This is a genomic window from Paenibacillus sacheonensis (assembly GCF_009909195.1).
Taxonomy (GTDB): Bacteria; Bacillota; Bacilli; order Paenibacillales; family Paenibacillaceae; genus Paenibacillus_Z; species Paenibacillus_Z sacheonensis.
Window position 1 is genome coordinate 24,992 of the sequence record NZ_JAAAMU010000007.1, and the last position, 12,197, is coordinate 37,188.

The following is a 12,197-nucleotide window of genomic DNA, read 5'->3' on the forward strand; positions in this document are numbered from 1 at the left end:
CAGTCCCCTTTCTCTTATTTTCAATACGCTGAACCTACTATTCCATGGATAAACGGAAACGGTTACATCCACCTATAGTTTACATCGTGTTTACCAACGCATGTAAGTGCATAATGTCTCACCTGAATCGGTCTTTGACGCTTGAACAACAATCGCATTCTTTCCATCCACCTGGCTTCATGGCTCTGGATTTTTATGGTTCAAAAACGCTTACTCCCCCAATGCTGCGCCGCATTACTCCATGCTCGGCTTTGCCGTCATGCCCGGCGACGCCCGGAATCCTTCCCGCCACGATCCGTACCGCGGCTCCCAGCCCTGACGGAGCGCTTTGTCGTTCCGCGCCCCTCTCTCTCCTCTTGCACTGCCGCGCTCGACCGCCGGCGTCGGTGCGCCGACGGCGGCAGCGAAGGCGGGCAGCCATTCGGTGCCCGCCGCAGGCTCGCGGTCCGCGATGTTGTAGGCGCCTGGCGGCCAGGCTAGCGCGAGCGCGGCCGCGCGTGCGGCGTCTTCAACGTGCACGAAGGAACTGATGCCATCCGTCGCGGGCAGCTTCCGCGCACGGACCAGATCCGCCATCAAGCCGTCCGCGGCATACCACGTGCCTGCGCCATAGAGCAAGCCGTATCGCAGAATGACAGCCTCCGGCATGTCGGCCGCCGCCTGCTCCAAAGCCGCGACGCCATGGATCGTTGCAATGCGCGGCGCTTGCGCTTCCAGATCCAGCGGCTCCTCCTCCGACGCGGGTCCCTCGCCCGGCGCATAAGCCCACGAGATGCTCTGGGCGACGATACGGCGCACGCCTGCAGCCAGCGAAGCGTCCACGAGATTCCTCGTCCCTTCTTTGCGGATACGGGCATTATCCGCGAAATTTCTGGCGCCCAGCGCCGTCAGCTGATGGATGACGGCTTCCGGCCTTATTTCGCGAAGCGCTTCGAACAATTCATCGCGGTCGAATACGTCCACGATGCGATAGTGCGCGCCTTTGCCGGTCAAATCGGCTGCGTGAGCCGGATTGCGAATCAAGCCGACTACCTCGTGGCCGTTCTCCACCAACAGCGGAACGAGCGCTCTGCCTACGACGCCGCTTGCGCCTGCTACTGCGATTTTCATCCTGCTTCGACCTCCATTGCCGCTTGCCGCGGTTTTCTTTTTCGGCCATGAACCCCTAGAACGCCTCCAATGATCAGGAGCGCACCGATGACATGGTAATACGCCAACCGGTCACCCTCGAAGGCGACGCCAGCCACGATCGAGACGAACGTGCCGAGATTGATGAACAGGCTCATTTTGTAGGCTTCGATTCGGGATAGGACGTAATTGGACAGCATCGACGACACGACCGACGACAACAACGCGATGTAGAGCAGAGACGCGATGAACCCGCCATGGGCGAATGGTTCCAGCACGCCGCCCAGCGTTCCCGCGTACGCGTGTCTACCGAGCGCCGAACCGTCAAAAACAACGCAGCCGACCGTCATCATGACATAGGTCATCTGAAACGGCGTAAACTCGCCCCTCCATCTCCGCACGAGCACGCCGTACAAGGACAACGCGAACGTGGACGCCAGCAGCAGCGCGATGCCGCCGAAGCTCGTGCCGTTCACCGATGCTCCGCTCATCGCCATGATGAAGATTACTCCGCCGACCGAGCAAAACACCGCAGTCTTCTGGATCCGGCTCGTGCGTTCATGAAGCAGCGCCGAAGCCAGCACGAGCGTGAAAACCGGAGTGGTCGCTTGAAATATCCCCGCTTCCGACGAAGTCGTAACCATCAGCCCATAGGCTTGGAAGCCGAAAAACAAAGCCGGATACAAGAGTCCGATCGGAACTATCCGCCGCCAATCGCCCCCGGGCAGCCCGAGCTTGACCCTCCCCGCGGCTACGGGAAGCGCCAAGACGAGAAACGACAGCGTAAAGCGAAACGCCAGCATGTCGACGGGGTTCGTGTACACCATTGCTTGTTTCGTAAACAGAAAAGCGAATCCGATAATAACCGCGTATAATAAAGCTAACCCATATACCGTGCGCTGCCGAGCAGCTTCCAATGCTTACGCCCCCTTGTGAATCCCTTCATGCCGGCCGGCTATGTATTCATAGTGTAGGGGACAGAAGCGGTCCGTTCAATCCTTGTTTGCGCGAACTGTACCGGTACACTTATACGGAAGGAGATCCCTTTGAATGAGAGTCTACGCCATGATCATGCACGACATCGAATCGCAAATGGAAGACGGCGCGATCCGCGGCGGCCAGAAGCTTCCGTCCATCCGCGAAACGGCCGAGCATTATGCCTGCAGCAAAAGCACGGTCATCCGGGCTTACGCCGAGCTGGAGAAGCGTCATCTCCTCTATTCCGTGCCGCAAAGCGGCTATTACGCGGTCGTGAAGAAACCGGCCTACGTCCAGTCGGCGGACGGAACGATGCTGAATTTCTCCGCCGCTTCGCCCGATCCGGGCCTGTTTCCTTATTTGGATTTTCAACATTGCCTCAACAAAGCCATCGACATGTACCGCAACGATCTATTCGCGTACGGAACGCCCCAGGGCCTCCCTTCCCTGCTGCAAGTTCTGAGCAAGCATCTTGCCGGCAGCCAAGTCTTTGCCAAGCCGGAGCAAATGGTCATCACTTCGGGCGTGCAGCAGTCGCTGTCCATTCTGGCCGGGATGCCGTTTCCGAACGGCAAACGCGCGGTGCTGCTGGAGCAGCCGACGTACCATAATATGATTCAATTGCTCGAAACGCTGGGCATTCCGGCTCTGGGGATCGAGCGGACGGATGCAGGAATCGACCTGGACAGGCTGGAGCATTTGTTTCGGACGGGCGACGTGAAATTGTTCTATACGATTCCGCGGTTTCATAATCCGCTCGGTACGTCCTATTCCGAAGACGCCAAGAAAACGATCGCCGAACTTGCCGCGCGTTACGACGTTTATGTCGCAGAGGATGATTATCTGCTTGATTTGGTGACCGACTCGAAATCCGATCCCATCCATGCCTATGCGTCTTCTCATGTCATCTACCTGCGAAGCTTCTCCAAAATCATGTTTCCCGGCCTGCGGATCGGCGCCGCCGTCCTTCCGCCGGAGCTTCTGGAGCCGTTCAGCCGGTACAAGCGGCTCGCCGATATCGACAGCTCCATGCTGTCGCAGGCCGCGCTCAAGATTTATTTTCAGAGCGGCATGTTCGAGCGGCGCAAGCACAAAATCGTCACGACCTATGGCAGCCGGATGGAACGCCTGCGCCAGGCGCTGGAGATGCATAACGACCTGGACGATGTCCGTCACCCCGCTGGCGATTCCGGCGTACACACGTACCTGACGCTTCCGGACGCTATTTCCATGCCCGCTTTGCTGAACCGGCTGGAACGAAAGCACCTCGCGCTGCAGGACTTCTCGACGAATTTCCTGTCCGGCCGCAGCCATCCGCCCATGCTGAAGCTGAGCATTACCCGCGTGGAGGAGAGCGAGATCGACGGCGGCATCCGGGTGATATTCGAGGAGATCAGGCGGACGCTGCGCAATGCACGACTATAACCGGCGGCGAAGACCATTTTATAAAGTACGATTAGACAATGCTCGCCAAGAAGTTCTCGTAAGAGGCAATCATCTTATCCATACGGGCGTCGAGTGCTTCATCAATCGTCTGGCGTTCCGGATGCGATTCAAAATACGCGAGCGATTGCCGAATGCCGCGTTCAAAATTCGTCGTGGCCTGATAGCCGGGCACGAATGCTTTGATTTTCCGGTTGTCGACGACGTAACTGTTGCTTGCGTCGCCAAACAGCGCTGCCTTGAACTCGGGCAAGAACAACGAGATGCAGGCCGATGTCATGTGAATCGCTTCCGGCTTAGCACCTGCCGCCTGGCCGATCGCAGCCAGGTATTGGTTCCATGTCTTCACCTCATCCGACGTGATGTGGAAGGCTTGGCCGATCGTCTGGCTATTGCCCAGCAATCCAACCAGTCCTTTGGCGAAATCGGTATTGTGCGTAATCGTCCACAGCGAGGTGCCGTCGCCCGGAACGATGATTTTCTTCCCTTTACGAATGCGGTCGATCAGCGTCCACGGATGCGCCCCGCTCGTAATCGCAAAAGGGATCGCGGTTTCGCCGTATGTGTGCGAGGGCCGGACGATCGTCGCCGGGAACCCCGTCTCCCGATAAGCCCGCAGCAGCCGCTCTTCGCAGGCGATTTTGTCGACGGCATATGGCCATCCCGGATTGTGCTGGGGAGCTGATTCATCGAAGAGATAATAGCTTGGAGGACGTTGGTACGTCGCTACCGTGCTGATGAAGATATATTGATCGGTCTTTCCCGCGAACAGCTCGACATCCCGTTCGATATCCTCTGGCTTGAAGGCGATCCAATCGACCACCGCGTCGAAATGCTTTCCTTCGAGCAGCTCCCTCATGCCCTGCCTGTCGTTAATATCCCCTCGAAGTACGTTGGCACCTTCGGGCGGTACGCCTTTCTGGCGACCCCGGGTTAAGAGATACAGCTCCATTCCCTGCTGCACAGCCAGCGTAGAGGCTGCCGTGCTGATAAGTCCCGTTCCTCCGATAAACAGCACCTTCATCGCTATCACTCCTTTATATGATCAGTAACATTGTAGCATCCCATGGAAAAAGATTCAGCGAACAGCGGCATATAACCAATCCAGTCAGCATACTACGAAACACCTTCCTGTCCACGGAACGGTGCCGGTTTCAATTTCATGTATACGTTATTTTCGCTGCGCGGCTAACGGTATGATCAGTTCCGTCTCAGGTGAATCGGACGTGACATTTAACTCTCGGCCCTCCGGCCAGTGATAATGAACGGACTTGGATACGGGATCGATCTCGACCGTGTACAATGTACCGAACGATTCTGAATACTGCCTGTTATACAAAGGTTCTTGCAGGAAGTCCGCCGGAGATATGTTTCCCGCCATTTGAAATAGATGGTCAAACCTTTCTAACGTACGGATCTCGCCGTGCCCGGATTCCGGTCGCTCTCGTTGATGGTTCGTGCAGCAGATAAGTCCGTGATCCACGGTTACGCCTTCCGGCGAGGCATATACGACGGCGTAATCTCCCTCGAGGTCTAGAAGCGAGATATTCTGAGCAAGGCGATGCGGTATGGCGCGGAGCCGCTTCACGGCTTCCGAGACCGTGGCCGCAGTTGCCAGGACATAACGGACGATCAGAGGAATGCTGAACCCGTCGCCGACCGCATGACTTCCGCCGAAAGTGATCGCCGCGGCAAGACCATGATGATTCATTCCGTCAAGGTAACCCCAGCCGTATTCGGCGGAACCGATCAGCCATCCTCCCCCGGGGAGCGGTTCATGACGGATGACCCCACTGAATTCATGGATTCCAAAGTCGTAATTGCGAATCAACGTCGGATGCCCCCGTCGAAGCGATATCGAGTTGCTGCAACCCGAGAAGAATGGCGGCAGATTGTACATGGCAAGCATTTGCGCGTGACCCGGAAGGTCCGGAGCGGCGGATAGCAGAGCTACATAATCGAGCAGCAGCTCAGGCATATACTGTTCGAGCAGCTCCTTAGCCTCGGGGGTCCGAATCGGATGCTGAGGGCGGAAGAGATCGAGATTCCAATGCTCCGCGATATGAGAATTCCACATTTCTGCATCCTGTCTTACAGCAGGCAAGCGTCTGAACCGATAGGTTTTCGTTAAGCTGCTCATCGCCGACACTCCTTCTCGTCAATTCCCTTTTGCATCCACCTTATCTAAAAATAATCGATCTTGCTTGATCATTTTTGCTATCTTCCACACCTGCAATGCAAAAAGACAACCGATCGTTAGACCGGCTGCCCCCTATCACAATTGACCCATCGTTCCTACGATAGTTAATGCCTTTAATCATTTTAGATTTAGTTATATGATTGCACGCTTAAACAAGTCTTGCTTAGGCATCCTTGAATGACGCGTGATCTTACCGTCTAAGCACGCTAAGGCTGAATTCCCGCCCGAACTTGGGAGCGAGTATTCTCCACATCGTCCCGATCGCCGTCTCCACCTTCGCCATATCGTCAGGCCCGCCGACAGCTACCGGATCCAGTCCCAGCTGGGTAGTCAACGCAGCAACGGCTTCTACGGCTTCGGGGTCATCTCCGCTCAAGAATACCGTGGCAACGCCCGCTTCGTACTGCGAGTTTGCAAGCACTTCCCAAGGCAGCGTATGAAAAGCGCGGACGACGCGCGCATGCTGAGCCAGACGCCGGACCTCCGCATCAGCGGACTTGGCGTCGTATCGGTTGGTGCAATTGATAAGGATCTTGCCATCCAGATCCCCCGCCTCGGTAAGGACTTGTTCCACAGCATCGGGCAGCACGGCTAGCAGGATGACCTCGCCGAACGCTGCCGCTTCCTTGATCGTCCCGGCCTGAGCGTTAGCGCCTGCATCCTGCAGCAAGAGCTTTATCTTCTCGCTATGCGGGTTCCGTGTGCCGAACATCACGCGATGCCCAAGAGCCGCCCATCTTTTACCCAGTGTCCCGCCCATATTCCCTGAACCAATCGAAGCGATCTTCATTTTACCGCTGCCTCCATTTTCAATATCTTATCGTAGAAATCCAGCTTCTCTCTGGTCTGTCCGATGACGTTCGCTAGCGCTAAATACTCCGCCTCCATTCTAGCCAGATGTTTGGCAAGAATTTGCGTACGGCCTGCGATGGCCTCCCTATCTTCGTCGCTTAGCGGGAAAGCAGGATTCGCGAAGCATCGTCCTTCCTGCAGAAACGCCTTCATTTCCTCTAGCGACAACCCCGTCTTTTTGAGGCAGTGCAACGAAGACAGCAGCCGCACGTCGTCCTCGCTATACAACCTCAGGCCGCCCGGCTTTCTCATTGGCGGCTTGGTCAAGCCGATTTTTTCGTAATACCTGAGCGTATCGATACTGAAACCCGCCAACTCCGCCGCTTGCCCGATCGTATACATCTGGTTCCCACTCCTCCCCGTTACCGAATATTTTTATTCTATAGGCTGGAGTCGACTCCAGGTCAACCTCGGAATTAAGGTCTCATCTCTATTCATCATGTATGGATTAAATCGTTGCCCCGAGCTTATGAGTCTGGTAATGGCACCAGTTAGTTGGAGGCGTTTTCTGAAGCCTTTGGTAAGCTCCACACTTCAATAAAATTTCAATCCGGGTCGTAGAATGAAAACGATTGCCCCTGATAGTCGAACAATTCTCCCACTCGGATTCCATGGTCTATGCAATAACGATACGCGAATTGTGCATCATCGACCATAAATCCATAGGATGATTGCGCTGCGCCATCAGGATAGACGAATTGCGAAGTCAGGTGATGCTCATTTTGCTGGAACAGGATTTTGATGCCGGCGTCATTTTGGAGCTCGATGTAATTCGGATCTTTTTGTACGACTTCGAAACCAAAATGATCGCCATACCATCTGAGTGCATCGTTGAAGTTACGGACGGGAATGGTTAAATAAGAAGAACGAAGTTTCAATCCCATGCTAAATTCCCCTTCCTCATTTTGGCTATGTAAATGATTTCTCCGAAACGATCGTTCCCCGATTGTTTAGCCAGCAATAAATAATGGGGAACTTACGTTTTCTTTATTTGTAATCCACTGCGATAGCGCATTTCTCGATGGGGCACCAAGTATAAAATGGAGGTCATTAGCAGGACGCAATCTATAATCGGTTATTTCATTCAGTGGAATCCACGCAATGCCCACCTGGTGGAGATCAGGAGTTTCTCCAACCTCTGCTTCGTTATCCGAAATAACCTTACACAAAAAGGTAAAGTCTATCTGATGGACATCAGGCTCTAAATCAGGAAATAGAGAATCCCTTTTAGCTATGAATTCATTTATAAAGAGTAGTTTTTCAGGTTCGACCACCAGACTTACTTCTTCGATTACTTCCCTAACCAAGCTTTCATGTATGCTTTCTCCATGCTCCTGCCCGCCGCCGGGAAGAACATAAAACTCGCCTTGCACTCCAGTTCTTCTTAGTACGAGTAGTTTATCATTCTTGATAATAATTGCTCTCGCTGCGGTCCTGATTTTCAATTCGTCCCCTCCTTCTCTATTCCAAATTATAACAGAACTTCCTGGTTCGAATAAACGAAAAAGGGCCGCCAAATTGGCAGCCCTCGAAACGCGTTTCTTTACATTCTCGCAGATTCCTTAAGTTCAGCATCAGATGTTGCTTTTCAATGTTCTTAGAATGAAGGAAGAAAAATCATTCGGTTTCCGATCCAATATCCACATTAAAACATTCGAATTACCGACAGATCCATGTTCATTGTAATGTTGAAACATCTTGACGATTGTATTTACTTTGTAGTCTCCTAATCCGCGTTTAGTTAATTGCGCTGCGAACATTTCGTCTTGCGGCGTCTCCACGGTGATCTCATGGCCGAAATGCTGTTCCATTGCAGCTTTCATATCGGACAACGATAAATTTTCAGGTCCGCTGATTTCGTAGGAAGCCCAAACATGTCCCGGACGAGTAAGAATGATGCCAGCAGCCTCGGCTAAGTCTTCTAAGTCGACCATGCCTATGCGAGTTTCCGGCGTCGTAAAATACTTTTGTTGGAAAATGCCTTTTTCGCTAAGCAGCTTCCAAGACTCGAGGATATTCTGCATCAATACTCCTGGTTGAACAATCGTATAAGGGATACCTGAGTTCACCAGGAGCTCCTCGACCAAGAGTTTTTTGTGATGATGCGGCATTTCTTGAATGCCGGGATGTAACACGGAATGGAATACAAAATGTTCGACTTCGGCCAAGCGGGCTGCTTGTATGATCACTTGTCCGATTTGAACTTCATCGGGATTCATGGCGGAACAAATATGATATACGGCCCTGATTCCCACGACTGCTTCATTGACGGCTAGTTGATCCAACATATCTCCTGCAACGATTTCCATCTCGCCCAATGCTTTCATTTCCTCGATTTGCTCGGTTCGATGGACAAAAGCTCTTATCCGTTCTCCTTTAACTAGTAAAGACTTGATGATTGCACGACCCGTTTTGCCGTTTGCGCCAGTTACAAGAATCATTATGATTTCTCCTTCTATGATTAGTAGTAAGTATCGAATTTCTTTCAACTTGCTAAACTGTTAAAGCTTTACCATGATCAAGACAAAATAATCTCCCAATAGGCGGTACCGCGTGCTGCACGGCGTGCAGAACGCCCTTTCACAACGACCAGTTACGTGCAGTCGCTTCATGCGACATTCCCCATCTAGATCTCTTCGAAAATTAGTACTGCCATCATACTGGATCTGTTTTATTTATTCCAACGCATTTCATGTTATATTCTTATGGTTTAGAAGGAATGTACGGCATTTTCACGGTAAAGTGCTGTTGACCGTAAGTGACCTCTAAACCTCTTCAAATGAAAAAGAAGCGTAGCCCAAATCGGCGTCGCTTCTTTTTCATTACGTTTTGCAGTAATTTATTGTTTTAATGACATTAATGCCATTAAATAATATCCTTGGACGCAATTTTACTTTCGGCAGATAAAGATCAGGTATGTTCTTCGTGCCACAGCCGGACTCGCATCGCTTCCTGTCGTTGTTAACCCTTTACGGTACCTGAAGCATTCTCCGATATTCCGACGGCGATGCGCCTTCCGCCGATTTAAAAGCGCGGCTAAACGCATGAATGCTGCCGAATCGCAGCTGATCCGCGATTTGCTGAATAGGCGCATTAGAGTAACGCAATAGAAGCTTCGCCTTATCGAGACGTATTTGCCGGTGATGTTCGATCGGACTGATATGGAATCGTTGTTTATAGGCGCGAACCAAATAATACTTGCTCAGCTTGAACTGCGCGCTCAATTCTTCCAAATGAACCTCCCGCTCGCTATTCTGGTGCAGATAGCGCCGGATGGATTGCATATCCGCTCCCGCCTCCTCCGTATGCCAGCCATGCTGCCGGATCAAGTAAATCAACAGCGATAGGAGCAGCCCCTTGCATGAGATTTCGTACATGGGCGGCTTCGTTTGAAATTCCTCGATCAGCTCGAACAGCATCAGTTCGAAGCGTTCGGGGTGACGGAGGCGAATATGATTCGGGAGATACATCGGATTTGCCGACAGCAGATCCGGACGAAACCAGCGTATCTCATGCGGCTGCATATCGCGCGACATTCGGAAAGATACCGGGACATCCTTGCTGTCCGCGATTTCGATCAAGTCAAAATGGATATGCGGCTGCCTCACCGGGAGCCCGTCAAGCGCCCGAATCGAATGTCGCTGGGCGGGCTTGAAGATAAAAATATCGCCCGCTATGCCTGCATAGATCTTGTCTTCCACGCTGACTTCCAGACGGCCTTCCTTCAAATAAAGGATTTCATAGTCCCATATCTCGCGCTCCTCCACGCGCCAGGACGACCAAAGCATGCTGTCGATCGCAATACGCACGTAAGGACTGAGCTGGTTAAATAACCGTTCCATTACCCATCTGGTCTCCTCTACAAAATGGCTCTTCTCGTAAACATAGAGCAAGAAGTGTTAAAAAATCAATAGGTTTGACTAAATCCATTTTCAGCCAACGCAGCTATACTAGAGAAAATACGGAATAGGAGCGTTAAATCATGTTAAATGACATTTGCCGTTTGCAGCCAGGCATCCGAACGAAACGAATCTCGAGCTACGACCGGACCGGCGGAAACGATGATTACATCGCCATTGCCGCTGGGACGACAGCCGAGCTTGCGATGATGGAAGGAGCCGGAATCGTCAAGCATATCTGGATCACGTTGAATTGCGAGGATTCGTTTATAAGGCGCAACGCGATCATCCGTATGTATTGGGATGGAGAAGAAGAACCTAGCGTCGAGTCTCCGCTTGGCGATTTTTTTGGACAGGGGTTCGGCGAGGCATACAATTTCGTTTCCCTCCCGCTCGCAGCGGCGCCGCAGCAAGGCAAGGCACTGAATAGCTATTTCTCCATGCCCTATGGCAAAGGCGCAAGAATTACCTTGGAGAACCAATCAGCCGAGCCTATTAAAAGTTTTTATTATTACATTGATTACGAGGTTCATCCGGAAATGCCAGAAACCATGGGCCGCTTTCATGCTTCATGGAGACGCGAAATCACGGGCGTACAGAAGGAAGTCGGCGAGAATGAGTGGGCAACGCTTGGCGCCTCGGAGAACAATCCGAGCGTCGCGCATAACTATGTATTCGCCGATATTGCGGGGAGCGGACATTTTGTCGGCATCAATTATTACGTCGATAATCCGGGTCCCATGTGGTATGGCGAAGGAGACGATATGTGGCTGATCGATGGCGAGGATTGGCCCGGCTCGTTACACGGTACGGGTACCGAGGACTTCTTCAACAGCTCCTGGTGTCCGAATGAAACCTATGCGCATCCTTTTTTCGGTTATGCCAAAGTCCCCGATCGAATCGGGTGGATGGGCCGGACCCATTGCTACCGTTTTTTTCTGCAGGACCCCATTCGATTCGAGAAATCGCTGCACGCCAGCATCGAACATGGGCATGACAACTGCTTGACTTTGGACCTCTCTACGGTAGCCTACTGGTATCAAACGGAGCCGCATCTGCCTTATCCCGCGCTTCCCGCCAAAGAATTACGCGGCAATATGCCGGTCATAACCGAAAGAGACGTCCACTTATGGCGGCATGAATGGCGCAAGGCCAAAGGAAACGCGTCTACTTTGTGGGGCAATGAAAAGTAAGGCGCGATGTTAAAAACCGTCCATGGCATGGACGGTTTTTTCGCACATTCAGCGTCGTTTAGAGTCCTAGAATCCGTTTATCTTTCAACTGCGACTCAGGTTTATCATCCATGTATGCTCCGCGTTCATCGTTCAAAGGCTTTGGGCAACGCCTCCTCATCAACCCTCTCGTAAGCCTCCGTATACGCGCCTTTGGCCAATACTTTCAAATAAGTTCCCTTCGGCAGCTGGGTACTGGCCGTGAATCGAACTTTCTTCCTCTTGCCCTCCGCATCGAATCCCGTAAGCGCGTAAGCGACTCTTCCATGCGGTTCGGACTCTCCAGGTTTGTCGATTTGGACGTACACGTACGTTTTGACAAGGAAAGGATTGAAGCGATCCGCTACGTCCCTGTACTTCACGACGAACAGAATGACTAGGATAACAAGAACGACTGCGGTAAACGTTACTTTTTTGATCATGATTGGCATTCTCCTTCTCGAAGGCAAGCTGTCTGGCCTGTCT

At 52.3% G+C, this 12,197-nt stretch carries 13 protein-coding genes; 2 read left to right on the top strand and 11 right to left on the bottom strand.

Annotated elements, in window-relative coordinates; genetic code table 11:
* Window positions 1–234: 234 nt before the first annotated feature.
* Together GT003_RS15115 and GT003_RS15120 are read right to left on the bottom strand one after the other, a co-directional pair.
* Window positions 235–1,110 carry an NAD-dependent epimerase/dehydratase family protein gene (locus GT003_RS15115; protein WP_161699181.1) on the bottom strand — a complete coding sequence of 292 codons (876 nt, stop codon included), beginning with the start codon at window positions 1,108–1,110 and terminating at the stop codon, window positions 235–237.
* Entirely contained in the window at window positions 1,107–2,045 is a 939-nt protein-coding gene (locus GT003_RS15120; protein WP_161699183.1) for a DMT family transporter, read from the bottom strand. Before GT003_RS15120 ends, GT003_RS15115 begins: the two co-directional genes overlap by 4 nt.
* A 133-nt stretch (window positions 2,046–2,178) precedes the next feature.
* Here GT003_RS15120 and GT003_RS15125 point away from each other — a divergent pair, with 133 nt between their 5' ends.
* The gene (locus GT003_RS15125; RefSeq protein ID WP_161699185.1) at window positions 2,179–3,531 is read left to right on the top strand and encodes an aminotransferase-like domain-containing protein; all 1,353 of its coding nucleotides are present in this window, start codon (window positions 2,179–2,181) and stop codon (window positions 3,529–3,531) included.
* A gap of 31 nt (window positions 3,532–3,562) precedes the next feature.
* Here GT003_RS15125 and GT003_RS15130 read toward each other — a convergent pair whose 3' ends face one another.
* From GT003_RS15130 to GT003_RS15165, 8 genes are all read right to left on the bottom strand, one after another.
* Window positions 3,563–4,573, bottom strand: coding sequence for an SDR family oxidoreductase (locus GT003_RS15130; protein ID WP_161699187.1), 1,011 nt, complete (start codon window positions 4,571–4,573; stop codon window positions 3,563–3,565).
* 147 nt (window positions 4,574–4,720) lie between these two features.
* Window positions 4,721–5,689 (bottom strand): C45 family autoproteolytic acyltransferase/hydrolase, encoded by a 969-nt coding sequence (locus tag GT003_RS15135; RefSeq protein ID WP_161699189.1) that lies wholly within the window; start codon window positions 5,687–5,689, stop codon window positions 4,721–4,723.
* 250 nt (window positions 5,690–5,939) lie between these two features.
* A complete protein-coding gene (locus GT003_RS15140; protein ID WP_161699191.1) occupies window positions 5,940–6,539 on the bottom strand; it encodes an NADPH-dependent F420 reductase in 600 nt (199 codons plus the stop codon).
* A complete protein-coding gene (locus tag GT003_RS15145; protein WP_161699193.1) occupies window positions 6,536–6,943 on the bottom strand; it encodes a MerR family transcriptional regulator in 408 nt (135 codons plus the stop codon). The genes GT003_RS15140 and GT003_RS15145 overlap by 4 nt, the downstream gene beginning before the upstream one ends.
* Window positions 6,944–7,146: 203 nt before the next feature.
* Entirely contained in the window at window positions 7,147–7,485 is a 339-nt protein-coding gene (locus GT003_RS15150; protein WP_161699195.1) for a VOC family protein, read from the bottom strand.
* A 66-nt stretch (window positions 7,486–7,551) separates the two neighbouring features.
* The gene (locus GT003_RS15155) at window positions 7,552–8,046 is read right to left on the bottom strand and encodes an NUDIX domain-containing protein (RefSeq protein WP_161699197.1); all 495 of its coding nucleotides are present in this window, start codon (window positions 8,044–8,046) and stop codon (window positions 7,552–7,554) included.
* Between the two features lie 129 nt (window positions 8,047–8,175).
* Window positions 8,176–9,042 (bottom strand): SDR family oxidoreductase, encoded by an 867-nt coding sequence (locus GT003_RS15160; RefSeq protein WP_161699199.1) that lies wholly within the window; start codon window positions 9,040–9,042, stop codon window positions 8,176–8,178.
* Window positions 9,043–9,570: 528 nt separating this feature from the next.
* Window positions 9,571–10,443: an AraC family transcriptional regulator gene (locus GT003_RS15165; protein WP_161699201.1), complete on the bottom strand. Its 873-nt coding sequence runs from the start codon at window positions 10,441–10,443 to the stop codon at window positions 9,571–9,573.
* Window positions 10,444–10,583: 140 nt separating this feature from the next.
* Between GT003_RS15165 and GT003_RS15170 the strand changes: the two genes are divergently transcribed.
* Window positions 10,584–11,693 (top strand): glycoside hydrolase family 172 protein, encoded by a 1,110-nt coding sequence (locus tag GT003_RS15170; RefSeq protein ID WP_161699203.1) that lies wholly within the window; start codon window positions 10,584–10,586, stop codon window positions 11,691–11,693.
* 125 nt (window positions 11,694–11,818) lie between these two features.
* On the opposite strand, the gene GT003_RS15175 is transcribed toward GT003_RS15170, so the two are convergent.
* A complete protein-coding gene (locus GT003_RS15175; protein ID WP_161699205.1) occupies window positions 11,819–12,154 on the bottom strand; it encodes a YxeA family protein in 336 nt (111 codons plus the stop codon).
* Window positions 12,155–12,197: the final 43 nt, after the last annotated feature.